General features: G+C 61.9%; 25 protein-coding genes. 12 read left to right on the forward strand and 13 right to left on the reverse strand.

Translation table 11 applies throughout. The features are described 5' to 3' along the window. Positions 1–125 precede the first annotated feature (125 nt). The gene (locus tag SPH52_RS05105) at positions 126–563 is read left to right on the forward strand and encodes a hypothetical protein (protein WP_411793911.1); all 438 of its coding nucleotides are present in this window, start codon (positions 126–128) and stop codon (positions 561–563) included. A 96-nt stretch (positions 564–659) separates the two neighbouring features. Here SPH52_RS05105 and SPH52_RS05110 read toward each other — a convergent pair whose 3' ends face one another. Then, positions 660–1,157 carry an Lrp/AsnC family transcriptional regulator gene (locus SPH52_RS05110; RefSeq protein ID WP_411793912.1) on the reverse strand — a complete coding sequence of 166 codons (498 nt, stop codon included), beginning with the start codon at positions 1,155–1,157 and terminating at the stop codon, positions 660–662. Between the two features lie 205 nt (positions 1,158–1,362). On the opposite strand from SPH52_RS05110, the gene SPH52_RS05115 reads away from it, so the two are divergent. Further along, entirely contained in the window at positions 1,363–2,379 is a 1,017-nt protein-coding gene (locus SPH52_RS05115) for a 1-aminocyclopropane-1-carboxylate deaminase (RefSeq protein WP_411793913.1), read from the forward strand. Here SPH52_RS05115 and SPH52_RS05120 read toward each other — a convergent pair. From SPH52_RS05120 to SPH52_RS05150, 7 genes are all read right to left on the reverse strand, one after another. Continuing rightward, complete coding sequence (locus SPH52_RS05120) at positions 2,358–3,278, reverse strand: N-acetylmuramoyl-L-alanine amidase (protein ID WP_411793914.1); 921 nt, start codon at positions 3,276–3,278, stop codon at positions 2,358–2,360. The two genes, SPH52_RS05115 and SPH52_RS05120, sit on opposite strands and share 22 nt — an antisense overlap. Positions 3,279–3,280: 2 nt before the next feature. After that, positions 3,281–4,039, reverse strand: coding sequence for a DUF3307 domain-containing protein (locus tag SPH52_RS05125; RefSeq protein ID WP_411793915.1), 759 nt, complete (start codon positions 4,037–4,039; stop codon positions 3,281–3,283). Further along, on the reverse strand, positions 4,036–4,677 hold the full coding sequence (locus tag SPH52_RS05130; RefSeq protein WP_411793916.1) for a hypothetical protein: 642 nt from the start codon (positions 4,675–4,677) through the stop codon (positions 4,036–4,038). The genes SPH52_RS05125 and SPH52_RS05130 overlap by 4 nt, the downstream gene beginning before the upstream one ends. Before the next feature lie 220 nt (positions 4,678–4,897). Then, positions 4,898–6,079, reverse strand: coding sequence for a vWA domain-containing protein (locus SPH52_RS05135; RefSeq protein WP_411793917.1), 1,182 nt, complete (start codon positions 6,077–6,079; stop codon positions 4,898–4,900). Positions 6,080–6,082: 3 nt separating this feature from the next. Further along, the gene (locus tag SPH52_RS05140) at positions 6,083–6,937 is read right to left on the reverse strand and encodes an AAA family ATPase (RefSeq protein ID WP_411793918.1); all 855 of its coding nucleotides are present in this window, start codon (positions 6,935–6,937) and stop codon (positions 6,083–6,085) included. 93 nt (positions 6,938–7,030) lie between these two features. After that, positions 7,031–7,912, reverse strand: a complete 882-nt coding sequence (locus SPH52_RS05145; protein ID WP_411793919.1) for an NAD(P)-dependent oxidoreductase — start codon at positions 7,910–7,912, stop codon at positions 7,031–7,033. Further along, the gene (locus SPH52_RS05150) at positions 7,909–8,502 is read right to left on the reverse strand and encodes an NTP transferase domain-containing protein (RefSeq protein ID WP_411793920.1); all 594 of its coding nucleotides are present in this window, start codon (positions 8,500–8,502) and stop codon (positions 7,909–7,911) included. Before SPH52_RS05150 ends, SPH52_RS05145 begins: the two co-directional genes overlap by 4 nt. A 176-nt stretch (positions 8,503–8,678) precedes the next feature. Between SPH52_RS05150 and SPH52_RS05155 the strand changes: the two genes are divergently transcribed. The 6 genes from SPH52_RS05155 to SPH52_RS05180 all read left to right on the forward strand — a co-directional run bounded on the left by SPH52_RS05155 (position 8,679) and on the right by SPH52_RS05180 (position 13,417). Then, positions 8,679–9,182: an SRPBCC family protein gene (locus SPH52_RS05155; RefSeq protein ID WP_411793921.1), complete on the forward strand. Its 504-nt coding sequence runs from the start codon at positions 8,679–8,681 to the stop codon at positions 9,180–9,182. Between the two features lie 249 nt (positions 9,183–9,431). After that, positions 9,432–10,904, forward strand: coding sequence for an amidohydrolase family protein (locus SPH52_RS05160; protein WP_411793922.1), 1,473 nt, complete (start codon positions 9,432–9,434; stop codon positions 10,902–10,904). An 8-nt stretch (positions 10,905–10,912) separates the two neighbouring features. Continuing rightward, the gene (locus tag SPH52_RS05165; RefSeq protein WP_411793923.1) at positions 10,913–11,656 is read left to right on the forward strand and encodes a hypothetical protein; all 744 of its coding nucleotides are present in this window, start codon (positions 10,913–10,915) and stop codon (positions 11,654–11,656) included. A 60-nt stretch (positions 11,657–11,716) separates the two neighbouring features. Next, positions 11,717–12,139, forward strand: a complete 423-nt coding sequence (locus SPH52_RS05170) for a VOC family protein (protein ID WP_411793924.1) — start codon at positions 11,717–11,719, stop codon at positions 12,137–12,139. Between the two features lie 114 nt (positions 12,140–12,253). Beyond that, positions 12,254–12,604 carry a DUF2200 domain-containing protein gene (locus SPH52_RS05175; protein ID WP_411793925.1) on the forward strand — a complete coding sequence of 117 codons (351 nt, stop codon included), beginning with the start codon at positions 12,254–12,256 and terminating at the stop codon, positions 12,602–12,604. 102 nt (positions 12,605–12,706) lie between these two features. After that, entirely contained in the window at positions 12,707–13,417 is a 711-nt protein-coding gene (locus SPH52_RS05180) for a class I SAM-dependent methyltransferase (RefSeq protein ID WP_411793926.1), read from the forward strand. 154 nt (positions 13,418–13,571) lie between these two features. Here SPH52_RS05180 and SPH52_RS05185 read toward each other — a convergent pair whose 3' ends face one another. Beyond that, entirely contained in the window at positions 13,572–14,147 is a 576-nt protein-coding gene (locus tag SPH52_RS05185) for a hemerythrin domain-containing protein (protein ID WP_411793927.1), read from the reverse strand. A 168-nt stretch (positions 14,148–14,315) separates the two neighbouring features. Here SPH52_RS05185 and SPH52_RS05190 point away from each other — a divergent pair, with 168 nt between their 5' ends. After that, on the forward strand, positions 14,316–15,077 hold the full coding sequence (locus tag SPH52_RS05190) for a metallophosphoesterase family protein (protein ID WP_411793928.1): 762 nt from the start codon (positions 14,316–14,318) through the stop codon (positions 15,075–15,077). Between the two features lie 2 nt (positions 15,078–15,079). Here the strand turns inward: SPH52_RS05190 and SPH52_RS05195 are convergent, their stop codons facing one another. Next, a complete protein-coding gene (locus SPH52_RS05195; protein ID WP_411793929.1) occupies positions 15,080–15,550 on the reverse strand; it encodes a phosphatidylglycerophosphatase A in 471 nt (156 codons plus the stop codon). A 273-nt stretch (positions 15,551–15,823) separates the two neighbouring features. On the opposite strand from SPH52_RS05195, the gene SPH52_RS05200 reads away from it, so the two are divergent. Both SPH52_RS05200 and SPH52_RS05205 read left to right on the forward strand, forming a co-directional pair. After that, positions 15,824–16,246: a cytochrome-c oxidase gene (locus SPH52_RS05200; RefSeq protein ID WP_411793930.1), complete on the forward strand. Its 423-nt coding sequence runs from the start codon at positions 15,824–15,826 to the stop codon at positions 16,244–16,246. Positions 16,247–16,359: 113 nt separating this feature from the next. After that, positions 16,360–16,641 carry a DUF503 domain-containing protein gene (locus SPH52_RS05205; RefSeq protein WP_411793931.1) on the forward strand — a complete coding sequence of 94 codons (282 nt, stop codon included), beginning with the start codon at positions 16,360–16,362 and terminating at the stop codon, positions 16,639–16,641. 556 nt (positions 16,642–17,197) lie between these two features. Here the strand turns inward: SPH52_RS05205 and SPH52_RS05210 are convergent. Then, positions 17,198–17,557 (reverse strand): general stress protein, encoded by a 360-nt coding sequence (locus tag SPH52_RS05210; RefSeq protein WP_411793932.1) that lies wholly within the window; start codon positions 17,555–17,557, stop codon positions 17,198–17,200. 378 nt (positions 17,558–17,935) lie between these two features. On the opposite strand from SPH52_RS05210, the gene SPH52_RS05215 reads away from it, so the two are divergent. Next, positions 17,936–18,904 (forward strand): YbgA family protein, encoded by a 969-nt coding sequence (locus SPH52_RS05215; RefSeq protein ID WP_411793933.1) that lies wholly within the window; start codon positions 17,936–17,938, stop codon positions 18,902–18,904. A gap of 21 nt (positions 18,905–18,925) precedes the next feature. Here the strand turns inward: SPH52_RS05215 and SPH52_RS05220 are convergent, their stop codons facing one another. Both SPH52_RS05220 and SPH52_RS05225 read right to left on the reverse strand, forming a co-directional pair. After that, complete coding sequence (locus SPH52_RS05220) at positions 18,926–20,701, reverse strand: ABC transporter transmembrane domain-containing protein (protein ID WP_411794106.1); 1,776 nt, start codon at positions 20,699–20,701, stop codon at positions 18,926–18,928. Between the two features lie 108 nt (positions 20,702–20,809). Next, positions 20,810–23,284, reverse strand: a complete 2,475-nt coding sequence (locus SPH52_RS05225) for an NAD-dependent epimerase/dehydratase family protein (RefSeq protein WP_411793934.1) — start codon at positions 23,282–23,284, stop codon at positions 20,810–20,812. Positions 23,285–23,537: the final 253 nt, after the last annotated feature.

The raw sequence follows: 23,537 nt of genomic DNA on the forward strand, positions 1-23,537 counted from the left end.
CCGTGAAAAATCTAAACGTTCGTATTAGCTGTCGCTGTGGTAATCTCCCGCCATTCTCCACGGCGGCGCCTGGGGCGGCAATCGTCCGGCGCCGGTAAGCTGACTTTCTGCGGAGCATTCGTTCCATGAGGATCCGAATCCGTCGTGCCCTGACCGGCCTGGTGCTTGGCGTTTCCATCACCGCCCTGGTGGGCTGCGGTACCGTCTTCCATCCCGAACGCAAGGGCCAGATGAGTGGCCGCATCGACCCGGTAGTAGCCATTGCCAACGGCGTGGGTCTGCTGTTCTTCATCGTCCCGGGAGTGATCGCCTACGCCGTGGACTTCTCCAACGGCACCATCTACCTGCCCGGTACCCACGACAGCGCCAGCGTCGATGTCCTGCAGATGGAAGAGGACATGGACGTGCCGACCCTTGAAAAACTGCTCTCCGAGAAGACCGGCAAGCCGTTCAGCCTGGACAGCGAGCTGGTGCGGGTCGAAGAGGTGGAAAGCCTCGACGAGGCCCTGGCCCTGGTACGCATGGCCGGCGTCAACGACCGCGAGCGTCTGGCCACGCTGTAATTCCTCAAGAAGCGGAAGAAGCGCTTACCCTGCGTCCTGCCGAGTGCCGGCAGGACGGCTTGCTTTACCGCTACGGTTTCTCGCCACAGCTTTCCGCTACAGTGGCACCTGGTGGGTCGACACCACCTCTTTCAAACCCATGAATGAGCGTATCTGGCGCACTCCAGGCAGGTACAGCAGCTGCTCGGCGTGCAGCTTGTTGAAGCTCTGGCTGTCGCGAGTTCTTACCAGCATGAAATAGTCGAACTCGCCGGTAACGACATGGCACTCCATGCAGCCGGTGACGCGCTGCGCGGCTTCCTCGAAGGCGGCGAAAGATTCCGGCGTCGAGCGATCCAGCACCACCCCTATCAATACCACCATGCCGGCACTGAGCCGTTCGGGATCGAGATGCGCGACGATCCCGCGAATCAAGCCTTCCCGCTTAAGTCTCTCGACGCGCCGCAAGCAGGCGGGTGGGCTGAGATTCACTTCGGCTGCCAGCGCCACGTTGGAGATCGAGGCGTCCTGCTGCAGCGTCTTGAGGATGCGCTTGTCGATGCGATCCAGCTCGGCAGCGGTGGCGGGCGCAGAGGGAGTGATAGTGTTGCGCAATTTAATTTCTCTTATTGCTGAATTGATGGTCTTTGGCTGGAGTCAATTGGTATTTGGCTTTCTTTTGTTTGAATAATCGACGCTATTTTGCAACCAGGCAACTCTCCGGGGTCGTTAGTATGAAAAAGACCGAGCACGCCACTCATGAGCCCGGCGGCTTAAGCCGAAAGGTCGTCGCCATTGCCCAGTCAGCAGGAGAAGCTAAATGAACTTGAAGCGTTTTCCCCGTTACCCGTTGACGTTCGGACCTTCCCCCATCACGCACCTGAGGCGCCTCGGTGAGCATCTGGGCGGGAAGGTCGAGCTGTATGCCAAACGCGAAGATTGCAACAGCGGGCTTGCTTTCGGCGGCAACAAGACGCGCAAGCTCGAATACCTCATCCCCGAAGCCTTGGAGCAGGGCTGCGACACGCTCGTCTCCATCGGTGGCATCCAGTCCAATCAGACGCGCCAGGTCGCTGCCGTGGCGGCTCACCTCGGCATGCACTGCGTGCTGGTACAGGAGGATTGGGTCAACTACTCCGATGCCGTGTACGACCGGGTCGGCAACATCGAGATGTCGCGCATCATGGGCGCTGAGGTGCGCCTCGACGAGGCGGGCTTCGACATCGGCATCCGCCCTAGTTGGGAACAGGCGCTGGAGGACGTGCGCCAGCGCGGCGGCAAGCCGTTCCCGATTCCCGCCGGCTGCTCCGAGCATCCCTATGGCGGCCTGGGCTTCGTGGGGTTTGCCGAGGAAGTACGCCAACAAGAGCAGGCGCTCGGTTTCACGTTCGACTACATCGTGGTCTGCTCGGTGACCGGCAGCACCCAGGCCGGCATGGTGGTCGGCTTTGCTGCCGATGGCCGGGCGCGGCGGGTAATCGGCATCGATGCCTCGGCCAAGCCTGAGCGCACCCGCGAACAGATCCTGCGCATTGCCCGTCACACTGCTGAACTGGTTGAGTTGGAAGGGGGCGTCGCCGATGAAGACGTGGTGCTGGATGCACGCTATGGCGGCCCCGAGTACGGCCTTCCCAGTGAAGCTACGCTGGAGGCGATTCGTCTCTGCGCACGCCTCGAGGGCGTACTGACCGACCCGGTTTACGAGGGCAAGTCGATGCAGGGCATGATCGACATGGTACGTAACGGTGAATTCCCCGAGGGCTCACGGGTGCTCTACGCCCACTTGGGCGGCGTGCCGGCGCTGAGCGCCTATAGCTATCTATTCCGTAACGGCTGATCGAGATCTTCCAGCACTGCCGGACGATACTTCTCCAGCAGCGCCCAGAGGATGGCCTGGGTCTCCACGTCCGGCTTGCCGCGGTAGTCGGCAGGCCGGAAGCGCATCTGGAAGGCGCGTAGGACGGCACGAGTTTCACGGTCCATCTCGCCCGTTTCCTCTAGCCGATATCCCCAAGCCTTGAGCGCTTCCTGAAGGGTGGTGAGAGGTAGCTCCTCTGTCTCGAAATGTGCCTGCCAGTGCGATACCGCTTCCGCCTCCGGCCACACGCCGATGCCGGCCTGATAGAGCTCGTGCCAGGGGAAACGAGGACCGGGGTCGACCTTGCGTGTGGGGGCGATATCCGAATGCGCCACCACGTCGGTGGGATGGATGTCATGGCGCTCGATGATGTCCCGCGATAGTGCAATCAGCGCCTCGACCTGTTCGTCCGGGTAAGGGGCCCAGCCGATCTCTACCATCGCTTCGGGGCTCTGCTCCAGCAGGCGTTCCACCTCGGCGTAGGGGCGGTCGGGCCCCAGGTTGACGATCTCGATACCGATCGAGGTGTCGTTGATGTTGGTGCGCCCCTTCCAGGCGCTGGCGCCAGCGTGCCAGGCGCGGCGTTCCTCGTCGACGAGCTGGTAGACCAGCGGCTGGCCGTGCTGCTCCCGTGCCGGCAACGGCAGCACATAGTGGGCGCTGACGTGAGGTCCGGTGAGTACGGCCAGCGATTCGGCCTCGTCGACATCGGTGTAGTGCAACACCAGGTGGCGCACCCGGCTGGTGTGCGAGGGCGAAACGTGGGTGTGATCCACCACATAGCCGTCGCGCTGCTCCAGATGTTCCGGTGAGGCGCAGCCGGTCAGCCATGCCCCGGCGACTGCCATGCTCAGTAAAGCGGCCCAGCGGCGTAGCATGATCAGCTCCCTTGCGTCACGAGCCGGATCAACAAACCGAGCACCATGGCGCTCGAGACGCTGAGCAGGGTGCCCATGAGTACGTATTCGGTCAACTTGCGATCCTGAGCGCCACGCAGTTCACCGAAGCGCAGCACCGACTTGGCGGCGAGCAGGAAGCCGATGGCGGTCAACTGATCGAGCAATACCAGGGTCAGCACCAGTGCGCGCTCGGCCATGCCGATGCGTGCTCCGGCAGCAATGAGCGTGCCCGGGTTGTCGATTTCGGCACTCCAGCGCTGGATGACTAAGGCAATGACGATCGACAGGGGGCGAGTGACGAGCACGTAGGAGACGACGATGCCGAGTACCTGAGGGGTGAACAGCCATTGCCAGAATGTGACCAACGGCTGCCAGCTGCCCAGCCAGGCCAGCCAGACACCCAGCAATACCAGCAGGTGTAGTGCCTGGTCGAGCATGAACCAGCGCAGCCTTGCCGGGGAGAGATAGGATTTGCCGAGGTCGATCGCCATGTGGCTCACCGCGACGGCAACTGCGCCTCCCAGCACCATGGCCAGGGAAGTATCGGTCGAGTAGGTGAGGGTGGCCGCACCCAGCACAGCGCAGGCCAATCCCCCGTGCAGTGCCGCATGCAGGTAGAGTTGTGGGGAGCGCACCTTGCGCACGTAGCGAGCCTCGACCCAGCGCCTTGGCTGAAAGGCGAAATCGCCAAGCAGATGGACCAGCACCAGCCCCAGCAGCAGCGAGAGATCTGCGTTCATCGTGGGTCGTCCTTGAATCGTTGGCCGAGGTAGCGAAGATAGTCGTCGAGCAGTGACCAGCGGGCCGCCCGCAATCGCTTGTGTACGCCGGGCTGGCTGATACCGAGCCGCTTGGCGAGCGCCTGTTGGGACTCATCGTGCCACAGACACAGGTAGACGACCTCGGCGGCGTAGCGCGACCAGCCGTCGATCAGGTCGTCGACGAAGCGGGTCAGCAGAGTCAGGCATTCGCTCTCGGCATCTCCGCTCAGGCTGAGGCACAGATGTGAAGTACCTTCGCTCATGGCATCCAGGGTCTGGCCGGAACGCACGAACACCTCGCCGCTGGCTGCGGTGACCCGCTGTTCGGGCTGCCAGCGATCCTTGCCGATGGCGACGGCGATACGGGCATCCCAGCGCTGGTTCTTTTCCGAATGGCGAATCAGTGCCGCGCGTAGCAGCACCGCGGCGGGCAGGGCGCTCACGGGGTCGGGCAGGGCGATCTGGAAACCGTCACCGCGGTAACGCTCGCCCTGGCCGCCGTAGCGGCCGGTGATCGCTTCGATGGCGGTATCGAGCTCCTTGAAGAGTCGCTTCGGGTCGCTGGCCTTGCGTGAATCGACAAGGTCGCCCGTGAGTACGGCAATGCGCTGCACCATAGGCCCGTTCTGCATGAGGTATGGAAAGATAATAGCCTTTAAGGGTTATTTTTCAACTTAATAACCAAAAAAGGTTATAGCGGCCAATCCGCTATCGACGCTTCTCCAAGGCCAGGTGGAATGACTGGTTCGTCATATGAAGCCTGTATGAAAATACAGTATAGGGGGCCGCCCTGCGGTGAGCAAGCAATCGCAGGGATATCGAACCGATACGGTGCTGCTACCCGCGCGCTAACTCGCGCATGGCGCTCTCCAGCCCCGCCAGGGTCATGGGGTACATGCGGTCGTCGATCAACTGGCGAATCAGCTGGGTCGAGTGGGTGTATTCCCAGGCACGCGGCGGCATGGGGTTGAGCCAGGCCAGCCGGGGGAACTTGTCGACCAGGCGCTTGAGCCACACCGCGCCGGCCTCGTCGTTGAAATGCTCCACGCTGCCGCCGGGGTGGGTCACCTCATAGGGCGACATGGCGGCGTCACCAACGACGACTACCTGGTAATCACGCCCGTAGGTATGCAGCACGTCCATGGTGGGAATACGCTCGCTGGTGCGGCGGTAGTTGTTGCGCCAGACCCCTTCGTACAAGCAGTTGTGGAAATAGTAGTGCTCCAGGTGCTTGAACTCCGAGCGGGCGGCGGAGAACAGTTCCTCGCAGATGCGAATGTGGTCGTCCATGGAGCCGCCCACGTCGAGGAACAGCAGCACCTTCACCGTATTGTGACGCTCCGGGCGCATGCGCACGTTGAGCAGGCCGGCGTCGCGGGCGGTGTCGCGGATGGTGGCATCGACGTCGAACTCCTCGGCCGCACCCTGGCGGGCGAACTTGCGCAGCCGGCGCAGCGCCATCTTGATGTTGCGCGTGCCCAGCTCGAGCGAGTCGTCGTAGTCGCGGAAGCGGCGCTCGTCCCACACCTTGGTTGCCCGGCGATGGCGCGAGCCCTCCTGGCCGATGCGGATGCCTTCTGGGTTGTAGCCGTAGGCGCCGAAGGGGCTGGTGCCGCCGGTGCCGATCCACTTGTTGCCCCCGGCGTGACGCTCCTTCTGCTCCTCGAGGCGCTTCTTGAAGGTCTCAATGAGCTTCTCGAGACCGCCCAGCGATTCGATCTGCGCCTTTTCTTCCTCGCTGAGCTGTTTCTCGAACTCGCGGCGCAGCCAGTCGTCTGGGATCAGCGCCTCGATGGCGGCATCCAGGTTCTCCAGGCCGTCGAACCAGGCAGCAAAGGCGCGATCGAAGCGGTCGAAGTGGCGCTCGTCCTTGACCATCACGGTGCGCGCTACCTGGTAGAACGCTTCCATGTCGGCGAATACCACGCCGCGTTCGACGACGGCGTGCAGGTCGAGCAGTTCGCGCAGCGACACCGGCACCCCGGCACGCTTCAGAGTCTCGAACAGGCCGATGAACATGGCTCAGCGCCTCTGGTTGCCTTGGCGACGCATCATAAAGGCCAGCCGCTCGAGCAGTTGGGTATCCTGCTCGTTCTTCACCAGCGCGCCTGCCAGCGGCGGGATCGCCTTCACCGGGTCGCGATGATAGAGCGCCTCGCGGGCCAGCTCGTCGGCCATCAGCAGCTTCAGCCAGTCGACCAGCTCCGAGGTGGAGGGCTTCTTCTTCAGTCCCGGGGCCTGGCGCAGGTCGAAGAACACCTCCAGTGCCTGGCTGACCAGCTTCGGTGCGATGTCGGGGAAGTGTACGTCGACGATGGCCTGCATGGTCTCGCGGTCGGGAAACTCGATGTAGTGGAAGAAGCAGCGGCGCAGGAAGGCGTCGGGCAGCTCCTTCTCGTTGTTCGAAGTGATGACGATGATCGGCCGGCAGCGGGCGGAGATGGTCTCGCCGGTCTCGTAGACGTGGAATTCCATGCGATCCAGTTCCTGGAGCAGGTCGTTGGGGAATTCGATGTCGGCCTTGTCGATCTCGTCGATCAGCAGTACCACGCGCTCGTCGGCGGTGAAGGCTTCCCACAGCTTGCCGGGCTTGATGTAGTTCTCGACGTTCTCCACGCCCTCGACGCCGAGCTGGGAGTCGCGCAGGCGGCTCACGGCGTCATACTCGTAGAGGCCCTGAGCCGCCTTGGTGGTGGACTTGATGTGCCAGGTGATCAGCCGCGTGCCGAGCGAGGTTGCCAGCTCCTCGGCGAGCAGGGTCTTGCCGGTACCCGGCTCGCCCTTGATCAACAAAGGCCGTTCGAGGGTCACGGCGGCGTTGACTGCCTGTTTCAAGGCATCGGTAGCCACATAGGTAGAGGTCGAATCGAAAGCCATGGTCGTGCCTCGGCGATAGCATCTTGTAGGGGAGAGTCAAACAAGTGTACGGAAGGGTGGGGCGAGGGACAAACACCTCGGATATCGACCTCGTCATTCCTTGCGTCGATAGGCTTCCACCAGCGTCGCTGGGTCATGCTCGGCGTAGCCATGGCCGGCATGGGCGCGCATCAACTGGGCGGCCAGTCCGCTCATGGGCGTGGCGCTGCCGGTGCGCTGACTCTGGGCCACTGCCATGTCGAGATCCTTGAGCAAGGTGCGCAGATGCCAGGCCGGATCGGCGAAATTGCTGGCCGCCATGCGTGGAGTGAGGATCTGGAACGGCCTGGAGTCGGCGAAGCCACCGGCCAGCGCCTCGGCCAGACGGCTGGCATCCACGCCGCTGGCCTCGGCCAGGGCCACCATCTCGGCGATCACCGCCGCCTGGCAGCCGACGATCATCTGGTTGCACACCTTGGTGACTTGGCCGGCACCCACCGGGCCCATATAGGTGATACGTGCCGATAGCGGGGAGAGCAGAGGGCGCATGGCTTCGACGTCCTGCACCGTGCCGCCGCACATGATCGCCAGGCTGCCCGCCTCGGCTCCCGCTACGCCGCCGGACACCGGTGCATCGACCCAGCGCATGCCACACCTCTCTTCCACTCGTTCGGCAAAGGCACGTGTTGCCGCTGGGTCGCTGCTGGAGAGATCGACCAGCCTTTGCTCCGTGCGGCCATGGGCCGCCACGCCGCCGTCGCCGAACACCACCTCTTCCACCACGGCGGTATTGGCCAGGCACAGCATCACCACGTCCACGCTTTCTACCAGCTCACCGATGGAGCCGGCGAGCGTAGCGCCAGCCTCACGCAGCGGCTCGGCTTTGGCCGGAGTGCGGTTCCACACCGTGACGGCAAAGCCGGCCTCCAGTAAGCGGCGCGTCATGGGGTCGCCCATCAGGCCGATGCCAATGAAGCCGATGCGAGGCTGTGTCATGTCGTGTCTCCAGTGAGATCCTGTTTGCTGTCGATATCCTGGCAGACGCCGGGATCCTCGACATTGAGTATGCTGAGCTGGGCTTGGTGCTCACGCAGAATTTGCTTGGCTCCGTCGTCGCCGTCCAGGCTTTCGAGTGAGGGCCAGTATTCGCGACCGAAGAGCACTGGATGGCCGGGCTGGCCCCTGTGGCAAGGACGAACGATTCGAGAGCGCCCCGCCTTTCCCTGCAAGAAGAGCAAGGTTTCGAGACGAATGTGGGGCATGTCGCCGAGCAGGATGGCGGCCGCTTCGATACTTGTCAGGGCGGGATCGCGGCCGAGGGCGGCGATGGCCTCGCCGAGACTCGCTCCCAGCCCGTATCCGGCACGTGTGACACCTATGATGGGCGTGGTCGAGAGTAGCCCCAAGGCGATCGGATCGTCCTCTTCGCGTAGTACCACGCGCAGCACAGGAAAGGCTTCACCCACTCGGCTCACAGTGGTTGCCAGAAGTCCACGACCATCTGGCAACTGGGCCACGCGCTTGTCCTGTTTGCCGAAGCGACGCGAATAACCGGCAGCCAGCACCACCGCTACTACGGAAGGCAAGCTGGGCTCAGAGTGCATTACGGGGCCTGCCGTGCTGCACACGGACGATAACGGCCATTGACTTCTCCTTGATGAAAATCGATTAGTCCTGGATTGGCGCTATTCTAAACGCAACACCCTGCCAGGGTGCCGGTACGTGGCTACGCTCCTTGTCAGGACGAGAAGCGGAGCCTGACATGTCATCATCAAACGACTCGACGGTGCACGAGATCGATTTACCCTTGGCGCAGAACAGCGCCTTCAAGCTCTTCGCCGAACGGCTTGCAGACTGGTGGCCTGCGGAATACACCTGGTCCCGGTCGGCCTTGAATACCATCGGCATCGAGCCGTGGCAGGGTGGTCGTTGTACCGAAGTGGGGCCTCACGGCTTCCAGGTGGACTGGGGGCGCGTGCTGGCCTGGGAGCCACCTGAACGCTTGATCATTTCCTGGCAGATCGGCCCCAACCGAGTGCCCCAGCCCGATCCCGCGCATGCCAGCACGGTGAAGCTTGGTTTCCACGAGAACGGGCCAAGAGCCGCCCGCCTGATACTCGAGCACCACGACTTTCGAAATCATGGCGATGGCGCCGAAGAGTATCGTGACGCCATGGCTTCCGAATACGGTTGGCCCTATATATTGGCATGTTTTCGCAAGTTCTCCTCTCGTCAGGCCATACCTGACAAGCACCGACCAACATGACACACGTTCGATTGGAGCAAGACTTGCAGCAGCGCCGCGAAGTGGCCTGTCTGCTTGAGCGAGCCAGCTATTGAGAAGGTTAGTGGCGCGGAGTCTGGCCCCGAGCTAGTTTCATATTGTTACCTTGTGGAGCGCATGATTGTTCGCCGTGCGTGCCCGCTCATGAGTTCGCAACAGAAACGGGCGCACCGAGCAGGTGGGCGGCAGTATTCGCTGATCTTGAGGCGCCCTTAGGATGAGGACCTCAACATGCCAACCACCGGCCATTCCATGCTTGCCTGGCCCCATCCGGCTGTCCATGCTCATGGTGCCTGCTGTTGCGGTTCGCCGCTGCTGCAACGCTTCCATGAACGCATGATGGCCGATATCTCCCGGCGTTATTTCCTCGGAGGCACGGCGGCCGTCATGGCGCTGTTTGCCGGCCTGCACGCGCCGAAGGCCGTAAGCGCTCAGCCGCAAGACCGCAGAGGACCGTTGCTGTTCTCCAACCTCAAGCTCTTCGATGGTAGCGGCGGATCGCTGCGCGAGAATGTGGCCGTACGGGTGAGCGGAAGCCGCATCCAGGCGCTGCTGGCCGCCGATGCCGAGCCCGAGGGCGCCGAAGTGATCGACTGCGGCGGCCGTGTGCTGATGCCCGGGCTAATCGACGCTCATTGGCACAGCACCCTGGTTGCTATCACCCAGGCGGCAGCGATGACAGCCGACCCGGGCTATCTGCATTTGGTCGCAGCCAGAGAGGCGGAGCGCACCCTGATGCGTGGGGTCACCTCAGTGCGGGATGCCGGTGGTCCATCCTTCGCGCTGAAGCGCGCCATCGATGAGGAGGTCGTCATGGGACCAAGGATATTCCCTGCTGGCGCGATGATTTCCCAAACATCGGGACACGGTGATTTCCGCATGCGTTATGACGTACCCCGCGGCACCACGACACCCCTCAGCGAGCCGGAGCGCCAAGGCGTGGTGGCGATCGCTGATGGCGAGGCCGAAGTGTTGCGACGCACCCGTGAGCAACTGATGCTCGGCGCCTCCCAGATAAAGCTGATGGGCGGTGGCGGGGTCGCCTCGACCTACGATCCTCTGGACAGCACGCAGTTCACGGAGCGCGAGCTGCGTGCTGCCGTTGAAGCGGCCGAGGACTGGGGTACCTACGTGATGGTGCACGTCTACACCCCGCGCGGCATCCAACGCTCCATCCGGGCCGGGGCCAAATCCATCGAACACGGCCAGCTCGCCGATGAAGAGAGCGTTCGAATGATGGCTGGGGAGGGCACCTGGTGGAGTCTGCAGCCTTTTCTTCAGGATGAAGACGCCAACGTTTACCCCGACGAGACCCGCCGTACGGCCCAGCGTCAAGTGGCAGAGGGGACCGAGCGTGCCTATGAGCTGGCGCAGCGCTTCGACGTCAGGCTGGCGTGGGGCACTGATATCCTCTTCAGCCCTCAGAACGTGCCTAATCATTTGCGCCATCTGGCCAAGCTGACACGCTTTTACGATCCGCTCACGGTGCTGGCCATGGCTACCGGCCAGAATGGGGAGTTGCTCACGCTCTCCGGCCCTCGCAGCCCTTATCCCGGCACGCTGGGGCGCATTGAGGAGGGTGCATTTGCCGATCTCTTGGTAGTGGATGGCGACCCGAGTCGCGATCTCGACTTTCTGACCGACCCGGAGCGCAATCTGCGCCTGATCATGAAGGATGGACGCATCTACAAGAACAACTTGTGAGGCTAACCATGATCGACAGATTCCTTGTCGTTGCCTTGGTCATCGTGACTGTAGGCTTCACGGCTGAAGCCCAGGCCCAGGCGCGTGAAGACACCTGGCGCTTTCAGCTCACGCCATACATTTGGTTAGCCAACCTGTCCGGCGATATTCGCCCGTTGAGAGGTGCTCCCACTGTCAGCACTTCGCGCTCTTTGGATGAGATTCTGGACGATCTGGAAGGGGCTTTCTTTATTTCTGGCAGCGCTCGCTACGAGCGCTGGGTGCTGTTTGGGGACTTCACCTACGCCTCGCTCAGCCATGTCGGCGTGATCCCGGCGGGATTGACCGCCGAAGGCAGGGTGCGACAACGCTCCTTCACGGCGGCGGGCGGTTATCAGGCCATTAGCGAACACGGGCATTATCTGGATCTGCTGGCCGGCGCGCGGGCCTGGCGCATGGAGGCTGAAGCCGCTGTTCCGGCTTTTGGGCTCGACCTGCGTGACACCGAGCGTTGGGTTGATCCGATTCTGATAGCACGTTTGCGCTCGGAGTGGAGCCCACGCTGGTCTACGCTGGTGCATGCCGATGTGGGCGGCTTCGGGATCGGCGCCGACAGCACCTGGCAAGTGGTGGCAACCACGAACTATCGGGTGAACGATGCCCTCTATCTATCCGCTGGCTACCGCCATCTGGCACTGGATCGTGACGAAGAGGGTATGCGGCTCGACATTTCGATGGGTGGCCCGCTGCTGGGGGTGACCTGGCGTTTCTAGGCAAAGGAGCCAACTACGAACGATACGTTCGCCTTGATTTCATGTAGAGGAGTTCGTGAGATGTCAAGTATCGCCAAGAATACGCGGGTCACAGTGATTCCATGCCTTCGCTACCGTGATGCACCCGCAGCCATCGAATGGCTGTGCGAAGTCTTCGGCTTCGAGAAGCAGTTCGTCGCTGCCAACGAGGATGGGACCATTGCTCACGCACAGCTGACATTCGGCAATGGCATGATCATGCTGGCATCTGTTACGGACAGTGAGTTCGGCAGTCTGATGAAACAGCCGGATGAAATCGATGGTGCCGAAACGCAGTGTGCCTATCTCATCGTCTCGGACGCCGATCTCGTCTACGAGCGTGCCAAAGCGGCAGGTGCCCAGATAGTTATCGAGATCAAGGACGAGGATTACGGAGGCCGAGGCTTCAGCTGTCGTGATCTGGAGGGGCATCTTTGGAACTTCGGTACCTACGACCCCTGGTAACGCTTGTGCGTACATACAGCTGCCCCTATGTGCTGTATTTTTATTTGTCAGACTTCTGTTGGCCGCCCCTCAGGCGGCCAGCAAGGCGCGCAGCGGGCGAAAGGAGAATCGGCGATGCCTCAACATCCAATATACCGAATGAAATTTTCGCGCGTTTATCCGTTGTACGTTCAGAAGGCCGAACGCAAGAATCGCACGAAGGAAGAAGTCGATAAAATCATATGCTGGTTGACAGGCTACAGCCGTGAAGAGCTTCAAGCCCAGATCGAAATGGAAAGCGATTTCGAGACATTCTTTGCCAAAGCACCTGGGTTCAACCCAAATGCTTCGCTGATCAAAGGCGTTGTGTGTGGGGTGCGCGTAGAAGAGATCGAAGATCCTCTCATGCGAAAGGTTCGCTATCTGGATAAGCTTGTTGATGAGCTCGCAAAAGGTAAGGCGATGGACAAGATTTTGCGCCAGTAGCCATACGCGACACGCATTCAAGACAAGTGCTGTAAACGCCTTTCCGAGAAGTGCGCTAATGGGGCGGAATTTGTCAGAGGATTGCCAAGGACGGAGAAGAAGATGAACCAAGAAGAAATAAAAGCCCTATTTGATCAGCAGGCTGCCAGCTACGACACGCAGTGGGCGAAAACTGCACCGATTCGTAACTGCCTGCATCTGCTTCTTGGGTCGATGTTCGCCGAGCTGCCTGCAGATGCAAAGGTTCTATGCGTCGGGGTAGGAACGGGTGATGAGCTTCTCTATCTTGCCTCTGAGCATCCTGGGTGGAGCTTTACTGCTGTAGAGCCATCCGGCGCCATGCTTGATATCTGTCGGCAAAGAACAGGGAAAGAGGGCGTTGCGCCTCGCTGTACTTTTCACGAGGGCTACCTCGACTCACTTCCCATCAGCGAGCCGCACGATGCTGCAACCTGTTTTCTGGTATCCCAGTTCATCTTGGATGAGAGCGAGCGCTCCAAGTTCTTTAGGGAAATTGCCGAAAGGCTCAAGCCAGGCGGGCTCCTGGCAAGCTCCGATTTGGCATCCGATGTTGAATCGCCTGAATACGAAGTACTGCTTCGTGCCTGGATGAACATGATGTCCGCAGCGGATATTTCACCCGAAGCGATGGAGCGCATGCGCAAAGCTTACGCCAATGATGTTGGCGTTCTTCCTCCGGCTAAGGTTGCCTCTACCATTGAATCAGGTGGCTTCGAGCTTCCCGTGCAGTTTTTTCAGGCTGGATTGATCCATGCCTGGCTATCAAGGCGAGCTCGCATCAATGCTGCCTGACCGAACCATGGGGGGCCTGGATGAGCTTCGAGGACTTCTATGGTGCTGAATACAGCCTATGCATCATGGGCAAGCGGTTGGCTGCCTAGTGCAGAAGATATTCGACACCGGGCGCCTGTTGGTCAGGCGCCCGGGCGAAGCGAAGGTCCGGTGATCAGCCGGTCATTCGGCCGCTGAGCTGGTCGCGCAGGCGGTCGACCATGCCGACGCCAGGGCCTACCGTCTTGTGGAACAGCTCGGAGTGCGGCGCGCTGGGGTGGGGGCGGGTCGGGGCCATCTGCTTGGCTTTCTCCACTTTCCTGCCCAGCTCGACGAGATCTTCACGGGAGATGCGCTGACGCAGCTTGGGGAACTGGTCGACTTCCTCGTCCTTGGCGTGGTGGCGCAGCAGCTCGTCCAGCTTTTGCACACGATCCATGAAGACCGGCTCGGCGGCGTCGGTATCCTCCAGCTGTTTCATCACCTGCACGATCTCGTCATGCTCCTCTTTGTCGTGCTCGGCTTCCTCCTCCCCATCGGGGATACGTTTCTCCATGACCGGGTAGAGGTGCATCTCCTCGGCGACAGCGTGACGCACCACTTCAGCAATCAGTGTGTCGGTCAGGTCGCGGCGCTGTTCGACATCGGGCGAACGTTGGATCTGATCCAGCAGATCCTCCATTTCGCGATGGTCGATGGTGAGAATGTCGACGACGTCCTGGGTGGACGTGGTGGTGTTCTGCACGTTCATGAGACTCCTCCATTGAGTCGTTGCGCCTTTTGCAACAGGCTATCTCAACATAGACGCGAGCTGGCTGATGGGCCAAGCCTGGCGGAGCCTTCCATCCCCCGCTTATGCTGATGAGTCTCTTGCCGGGACTGGCGATCAGTCCTGTACGTCGAATCAAGGAGGATAGTCATGCGGCTCAGGGTGCTGTCGGATCTGCATCTGGAACACTTCGATGAAGGGCGCGAGCTGCCGGAAGTGGCGGCGGATGCGGTGATTCTTGCCGGGGACATTCACCGTCATGCGGAGGGGCTGGCCTGGGCTGCCGACCGCTTCGCTGGGCTGCCGATCCTCTACGTACCGGGCAACCACGAGTTCTATGGTACTTCCATGCCGCTGCTGCGCCAGGCGCTGGCGGCCGAGGCCGAGCGGCTGGGTATCCATCTGCTCGACAACCGTACCCTCACTCTAGGTGGAGTGCGCTTCCATGGTACGACGCTATGGACCGACTTCGCCCTTTATGCCGACGACCCGGACCATGACCCCGCGCTGACCGAGGAGAAGGCGCGTTGGCTGATGCCCGACTTCAGCATCATCGAACAACCACGCGGGGAGACCTTCAGCCCCGCAGCGAGCCAGTGGCTGCATACCGAGGCCTTGGCCTGGCTCGCCGTGGAATTGGCCGAGCCCTTCGATGGGCCTCGCGTGGTGATCAGCCACCACGCGCCATTGGCCGAGTGCATTCCGCCGCGCTATCAGGGCGATGCGCTGTCACCGGCCTTTGCTTCGCACCTGCCGGCGATGATGGGCCGCATGGATGTCTGGATTCACGGCCACGTACACGAGCCGGTGGATCGAGAAGTGACCGGCACACGGGTAGTGGCCAATCCTGGCGGTTACCCGGGGGAGTTCGATCTGCCTCTGTTCGTGCCGGACCTGGTCATAGAAGTGTGAAGTCAGCTGCGGCCATATCGCCGCCATAGGGGGAGTATTGCCGCCAGGACCAGCCAAGCGTAGATCGCCGCCATCACGTCGTCGAGAACGATGCCAAGCCCACCACCAAGCGCTTCGATGTGATCAATAGGTAGCGGCTTGGTAATGTCGAACAGGCGGAACAGGCCGAAGGCGAGCGCCATCACCCAAGGGTTGCGTACCGCGGAAAGGCCCAGTACGGCAATAGGAAAGGCCATGAACTCGTCGGCCACGATCTGGGCAGGGTCGCTGCCGCCCAGGAGGCTTTCCGCCACATGGCAGATCGGCATGGCGACGATCAGCAGGAACGCCACGATGCCGAACTGCGAGCTGCGGGAGAAGCCCAGCATCCACCAGGCCAACGGTATGCCCAGCAGCGAGCCGAAGGTGCCGGGTACCAAGGGTATCCAGCCCAGCCCGAACCCGGTGGCGAAGAACAGGATGGCATCATCCATGGTCATGATCGTTTACGCGCCCGCTCTTTCGTGGAAGCGCACCAATATACCAATTCCATGAGTTAGCTGGCATAAAGGAGTTGCGTACCCAGCGGTGCGTGGCCTTGCCGTTACCCCTATACGGCAAGTTTGTTCCGACCCTGATAATAACGAAATTCAACCAGCCAAGGCGGGTGCCGTTATCGCTGTGCTGACAAGCGGCGCCCTGCGCCGAGCCAGGGCTGATACTGGCTCGACGCTGCATGCTGAGCAGGGTTTCGTGGGAGAGCGACAATGAACGGTGCGACTGCGGACAAGAAAATGGCCCTGCTGTGGCTGAAAATTGCGGTTGTCTACCTCTTGATTGGCGTCATCTACGGCATCGTGATGGCCGCCAGCCACCAGTATGTCTTTCGAAGCGTGCATGCCCACATCAACCTGCTGGGATGGGCGAGCCTGGCCCTGGCCGGATTGATGTACCATCTTTACCCCGTTGCGGCGCGCAGTCGTCTGGGCCGTATCCACTTCTACCTGCACAACGGCGGCCTTCCGGTGCTATTGCTCACCCTGCATTTCTATGCTGGCGGTATGCGTCAGCTCGAGCCTTTGGTGGCGGTGGCCTCGGTGGTTGTCGGTTTCGGAATCCTGGCGTTTGCCGTAAACGTCATGATGAACATGAAAGTCGTGATGACGGCCGGCAACATCGATAGCGCTTGAGAGACTTTGCGGCTGACTCTTGAAAGCGATCTGCCTGGGCCATATCTGGACGAGTGAAAGCCAGGCTGCCAGGCTAGCCTGGGCAGTCATCGACCGACAGGAGCCTCAGCCGCATGTATCTTGCCGTACTGACGCTGAACATTTCCCTGCCCGGCTGTGCATCACTGAAAGAGAAGCGACAGCGGATGGGCGGCTTGCACGAGCGGTACGGCCGCAACCCGGCAGTGGCGGTATGCGAGAGTGGCGAACATGACCGGCTGGAAGCGAGCGAGTGGACCTTCGTGGTGGTGGGAAACGAGCGGCAGAAGGTGGAGTCGCTGTGCAGCGAGATCGAGGACAAGGTGCAGCGCACGGTGGATGGGCGTGTGATGGATGTCACTCGCGAGTTGCTGTAGTGAACGGGTGTATGGTGTCGTTGAACTGGTTTATGCTGCTTCACTTATTTTGCAATGCATCAAAATGCTGCAAAAGAGCCTTCAAGTGGGCTTCGGTGGTGCAGATGAGGTGAGCTGGCGGTGTATGGCACAAAGCCTGCGTAGCTGTTTTTCTTGCAGGTCTTTGTTTTTACAAGGATTCTATAATTATTGGCGCGGCTATCGCATTGTACTGGATAACGGAACGAATCACCGAACAACGCTGTAGGGAGGTCAGTCTGGGATATACCTTCCTGAGCAACGTCGCCAACGGCTGAACGAACAGCGGGCGATATACCGATGTGAGCTGGCGTGCTCCACCTGACCCCCTTCGGGGGGTCTTTTTTATTTTTGGCTAGGGTGCGCGTTCGCTCTCGACGCCGCAACTCGACCTTGGTCGTGTGTTGTGAGACAGGCCGGCTGCGCAAGTAGCAAAAAGCTGCCAGGGCATGCCCTGGCAGCTGTTCGAGCCGTCCATCCCGCGAAGCATCCATGCTTCGTATCTCAGTCCCTGAAGACCTGGACGGAAAGGGCCGTATCAGTGGCCCTGGTTCTTGCCGCCCTTGCGGCCGGCTTCGGAGGCCCTCTGCGGGTCATTGGCAAAATTGCCGCCGCTCTGCTGGCCACCTTTCTGGCCGGCTTGGGAAGCGCGCTGAGGGTCGTTGGCGAAGTTGCCGCCGCTCTGCTGGCCGCCTTTCTGGCCGGCTTGGGAAGCGCGCTGAGGGTCGTTGGCGAAGTTGCCGCCGCTCTGCTGGCCGCCTTTCTGGCCGGCTTGGGAAGCGCGCTGAGGGTCGTTGGCGAAGTTGCCGCCGCTCTGCTGGCCGCCTTTCTGGCCGGCTTGGGAAGCGCGCTGAGGGTCGTTGGCAAAATTGCCTGGATTCTGGTTGCGCTGTGCCATGTCAGATCTCCTTCCTGGTTTGCCTGTCGAATCACAAGAGCGTGATCGTACTTCCATTTACCGGTTTTCCGGCACTGCTGGCTTCTGCCATCACGGTTAAACGTAGAAACGACAACGCTGCGTATCAACCCATCTAGGGTTTAGTAATGCAAAGAAAAGTTGGTATTTCTAACGAAAGATTGTTCATAGCGGCAAGTCGATTTACCCGGCACTCAGCCACGCCTTCGGGCGCTGCCATGGTCCGGTTCTGACGCAGCGTGGATGCCATTCGAATGCCATGGAAATAATTGGGCAGGGTGCGCCATATCGGCGGGCGCTTGCTCGTGAGCGGAGGGCAGGCGACGATGAATCGGTGTAAAGGCAATGGAGGGTTGGGACTTGACTGAGGAGACGTCACCGAACGCGATACCGGTGGGCATCAGTGCCTGCCTGATGGGTGAGCAGGTGCGCTACAACGGCGGGCACAAGCGTTCCCGTTACTGCCTGGAGGTGTTGCAGGAGTGCTTCGCTTTCGAGCCCTTCTGCCCCGAGCTGGAGGCCGGCCTGGGCGTGCCGCGAGAGCCGATTCGCCTGGTGGGCGCCTCCGGCGAGCCGCCGCGGGCGAAGGGTACGGTCGACCCGGGCCTCGACGTCACCGAGCGGCTGCAGGAGGTCGGCGAGGCGTTCATTGCCTGCCATCGCCATTTACGCGGCTTCATTCTGATGAAGGGGTCGCCGAGCTGCGGGCTCGAGCGGGTCAAGGTCTATCATGAGAACGGTATGCCGAGTCATGTCGACTCAGGGCTCTTCGTGCGGGTTCTGCGCGAGTACTTCCCCGAGCTGCCGTTGGAAGAAGAAGCGCGCATGAACGATGCCGTGCTGCGCGAGAACTTCATTACCCGGGTGTTCGCCTTCGACGACTGGAAGCGCCACGTCGAGAATGCGTTGGAATACCATGCCCTGATCCAGTTCCATAGCCGCCAGAAATATCTGCTGATGGCGCACCATGTGGAAGCCTACCGCGAGTTGGGACGCTATCTCGGCAGTGAGGCTCACGACCTGCCGCTGGAGAAGGTGAAATCTTCCTACCTGCGGCGCTTCATGGCGGCGCTCTCGCGTCCGGCCACGCGCAAGACCCATACCAATGCGCTGATGCATGTGCTGGGCTACCTGAAGCAGGAGCTGGCAAGCGAAGTCAAGCAGGATCTGCTACAGGCCATAGACGAGTACCGCCTGGGCCATGTGCACTTGGCGGTACCAGTGCGTCTCCTCAACCACTACGTGAAGCGTCACGGCTCGGACTACGTTCGCCAGCAGACTTACCTCGACCCGCACCCGTACGAACTCGGTTTACGCAATGCTATCTGAACGAGCTTCGGCTGAACTCGTTCATGCTTCCGCCCGGTGCCGGCCGAACTGCAGCTCCGCCAGGTGGCGGTAGAGCGGGCTCTGCTCGAGCAGTTCGGTGTGGCGGCCGGCGGCCACCAGCTGCCCCTCGTCGAACACCAGCAGGCGGTCGGCGGCAGTTACCGTGGCCAGGCGATGGGCGATCACCAGGCTGGTGCGCCCGGCCATCAGCCGGTCCAGCGCCTGCTGCACCAGGCGCTCGCTCTCGGCATCCAGGGCGCTGGTGGCTTCGTCGAGCAGCAGTACGCATGGGTCCTTGAGCAAAGCTCTGGCGATGGCCAGGCGTTGACGCTGTCCACCTGAAAGCTGCACACCGCCAGGGCCGAGTGAGGTGTCGAACCCGCGGGGCAGGGCCTCGACGAAGCCCAATGCATTGGCGTCGTGGGTGGCCTTGCGCAGCTCCTCGAGCGTAGCGTCGGGTTTTCCATAGCGCAGATTGTCGGCCACCGTGCCGGTGAACAGTACCGGCTCCTGGGCTACCAGCCCCATGCAGGCACGCAGCGACTTGGGGTCGAGCTCGCGCAGGTCGATGCCGTCCAGCGTCAGGCGGCCCCGGTCGGGATCGTGGAAACGCAGCAGCAGCGAGAGCAGGGTGCTCTTGCCGGCGCCGGAAGGGCCGACCAGGGCAACGCGTTCGCCGGGGCGAATCCACAGGTCGACCGATTCGAGCGCCGGGATTTCGCGCCCGGGGTAGGCGAAGCTTACGCCTTCCAGGCGGATTTCCCCGCGCAGCGGCGAGGGCAGGGAGATCGGTCGAGCCGGCGGGCGAATACCGGGCTCGGCGTCGAGCAGCTCGAGCAATCGCTCGGCGGCTCCGGCGGCGCGCTGCACATCGCCGGCGACCTCCGCCAGGGTGGCCACGGCGCCTGCAGCGAGCACGGCATAGAAGACGAAGGCCGAGAGCTCACCCGCACTCATTTCGCCTGCCATCACGGCTTGGCCGCCCTGCCACAGCATGAGCCCCACCGCAGCGAATACCGCCAGCATGGCGGCACCCGTGAGCCAGGCGCGCTGGCGAGAACGTACCACCGCGGTGGTGAAGGCGTGCTCGACGCGCTCGCCATAGTCGTGTCGATCAATCGCTTCGTGGGCGAAGGCCTGCACTGTACGAATGCCGTCCAGAGCTTCGCTGGCATAGCGGCCAAGCTCGGCCACGCGATCCTGGCTGTGTCGGGAAAGCTGGCGCACTCGGCGCCCGAACCACAGGATCGGAAGCACCGTGGCGGGTATACCGAGCAGCACCAGCGCCGAGAGCCATGGCTGAGTGACGAGCATGAGTGCCACGGCACCCAGCAGCATCACCAGATTGCGCAGCGCCAGCGAGATAGAGGAGCCGAACAGGGTTTGCAACACGCTGGTGTCGGCGGTCAGGCGTGAGGCGATCTCGGCGGCGCCGCGGTCGCGGTGGGCAGCGCTCTCGAAGAAGGCCGGCTCCAGCTCGAGCAGATGGTCGAAGACCTGCCGACGCAGGTCGGCAGCCAGGCGCTCTCCGATCCAGCTCACTTGGTAATAACGCAATGCCGAGGCCCCGGCGAGTACACTGACCACGGCGAGCATGGCGACCAGTGTCTGGTTGAGCTGGGTGCGGTCGGCAGCCAGGAAGCCCTGGTCGATCACCAGGCGCAACCCTTGGCCCAGCAGCAGCACGCTGGCGGAGGCCACCAGCAGGGCGAGGGCAGCAATGGCCAGTCGGCTGCGATAAGGCGCCAGTAGCTTGAGTAGGCGCAGTAGTACCCGGGGGTCAGGGCGTGAGGTCATGGTGGGGTTGTCGCTCGTGGCAGGCATGCCGACACGATAGCAGCGTGGCCGGGCGCGTGCATGAAAGCGACAGGAAGCGCCCAGAGGAAGGCGCTCCCTGTCGCAGCCTCAGGCCAGCAGCCGGCTCCAACTGCCATACTCGCCGCGGATCGGCCCGCGACGCAGGCTGAGTGCGATCACCGCAGCCCCGCAAACCAGGCTGTTGATCAGGGCCGGCATGTCAGCCCCATGCAGGAAGGGGGTAAGGAACAAGATGACGCCCAGCGGTATCATCAGCCAGCGCACCGGGCGGGCCGACTCGGCCATGGCGATGACACCCAGGGTGATGAGCAGGGCGCCGACCAGGTGGTCCCAGTTGGCCAGGCTGCCTTCGGCGCCGAAGGTGATGCGGGTCAGCATCAGCCAGGCGCCGATCAGGATGCACAGTGCCAGGTTCCACGGCAGGCTCACGCCGGTTCCTAGTGCGTCGCCGATGATCGTGGTCGGCTTGCGCTGGAAGTCCTCGTCCGGCGACTCGTTGGGGCCTTCGTCGGTGTCGCCGGTGAAGAATATCTTGAGCACCGGGGCGCCGGCCTTGTGGCGCCGCTTGAGGAACTCGCCGGTGGCGACGAACTCGTTGAAAGCATAAGCGATCTGCAACAGCATCGCGCCGGCCTGGAGCAGGCACAGGGTGCACCAGGTACCGATCAGTATCGGTTGGATGATGATGAAGGTCACTGAGACCACGCCGAGCGGCACGATCAACACGCCGAATGAGGCGACGACCCAAGGCATGGTGCGCCAGCGGTTGGCTGCGCCGATGAAGCCGAGCAGGATCTCCAGCATGTAGACGATCCCACCGAGGCCGGCATCGGGCACCGGCCAGGCCTCGGATGCCTCCGAGGTGATGATGTCCTCGGTGCCGTTGAGCCCGCCGCGAGTACCGGCGAAGAAAGGGTCCCACACCGCGTCGATATGGCCGAGCTGGTAGGCGGCAAGATAGCGCGAGATGAAGAAGCCGACGAACGCCAGTACGATGATTGGCATGCGCTGGAACCAGCTGGAGGGGTTGTTGTTCCAGCCGGGCGGCATGGTGGGGCCGGTCATCGCCGCTGCCGGCGAGACACCGGGTGCTGGTCGTGCCAAGGCCGCGAAGCCGATGGCCAGAGTGCCGACCAGGGTACCGTTGATGTAGGCCGCGGCACTGTCGCTCCAGAATACCAGCGGGGCGAACAGCACCCAGAGGCCTACGGCAGCGCAGGCGAAGCGCGCCCAGTTCAGCTTCAACGACAGCGAGAGAGCGCCGAACAGCGCCAGCAAGAGACCCGAGGCCATGTCGCTGTAGGCCATGGCGCCGCCATAGCCCAGCGTGGCAGGGGAGGCCACCAGCCAGGCGCCAAGCCCGACATTGAAGAAGTGGGCCCATAGGAAGCGGTAATGCTCGCGCTGAGCATGGGCCTCGTAACTCTCCAGCACCTGTTCGGCGTTGACGCCCTTCTCTTCGGCCTCCTCGACCCAGTCGGGTGGGGTGATGCCATTTGCTTCGTACCAGCCGTGGGGATCCGCGAGCAGGTTATCGACCATGTCTTCGAGCACGTCGTAGACTTCATGGCGCGGCTCCCAGCCGAGCTGTTCGCGCGCACGGCGGATGTCTAGCTCGTAATGATCGTCGGCCATGTCGATCATGAACGGCCGGATGAAGGGCTTCTCGCCCTTGTCGAAATCGTCGGGTACCAGTGGCTCGCTTTTCTCCTCGAGCAGCGCACCGGCCTTGGCCAGCGGCTTGGGCATCACCACGGTCTTCCACTTCTTCTTGCCGTGGATCAGTTCGCCGAGTCGGTTCTGCAGCGCCTCGTAGCTGACGGCATGCTCTTCGCCGATGAGGATCTCGTTGTGCCCTGGCAGCTCGCGGCGGCGATCGATGGTGCGGCGGAAGGCGTCGACCATGTCCTGCTTGTGCACGCAGGCCTGCCCGGCGTTGGTATTGCCCGAGTAGAAGTGGCTCTTGAAGGTATGCTCGTAGATTCGCGCGATCTGGTGCGCAAGTGTGGGTACGCTGGTCTTCTCGTCGTACATGCCGGCCAGACGCAGCAAGGTGTAGGGCATGGTGGCATGTTCGCGGATCACCGCTTCGGCCTTGGCCTTGGATTGCGGATATGGCCAGGTTGGTCCGATCGGCGTCTGTTCATTGACCCGGTGGCCCGGCACCTGGGGTTCGTGCACCAGCATGGTGCTTGAGTAGACGAAGCGTTCGACGTTCATGCTCTCGAGCGCTTCGAGCAGGTTTCGGGTGCCCTGTTCGTTGACTTTCTCGTAGAGCGGCGACTCCTCGCCGGTAAAATCGAAGTAGGCGGCGAGGTGCACGACTGCGGCGATGTCGCGCCCGTGCTTCTCGGCAATCTTGTCCAAAGCCGCCTTGACGGAGTCGACGTCTGTCAGATCGAATTCGTAGCTCTCATGTGTCTCTTCGCTAGTGCTCCTGTCCAGGCCGATAATGAGATAGTCATCCTTGAGGCTATGGGTTAGCGCCGTTCCCACGCCACCCGAGGCTCCCGTGATAACGACCAGCGGTTTCTCCTGGGCTGCCACATCCTTGTCCTGCATGACCGGGGCTCCCTCCATGACTTCGTTGAAGCGCATCGCGCTGCTGCACACTCAAGCTAGTCGGGTTTGCGCCGTCACGGCAAACGCGACTTGTCGCCTTGTGCCATTCTCAGTACAAGAAAGGGGGCAGGCACTGGCTTTTGTCTCAGTCTCGTGCCGTACCGTACCGTCAGCCAGGCCTTGTCCGAAAAGTGTCTACGCTCGGTCATACGGCGTTAAAAATCAGCTCAAAGTACTCACTTACACCCCGTAA

The sequence above is a fragment of the Halomonas sp. A29 genome, from assembly GCF_046723295.1.
Classification (GTDB): domain Bacteria; phylum Pseudomonadota; class Gammaproteobacteria; order Pseudomonadales; family Halomonadaceae; genus Halomonas.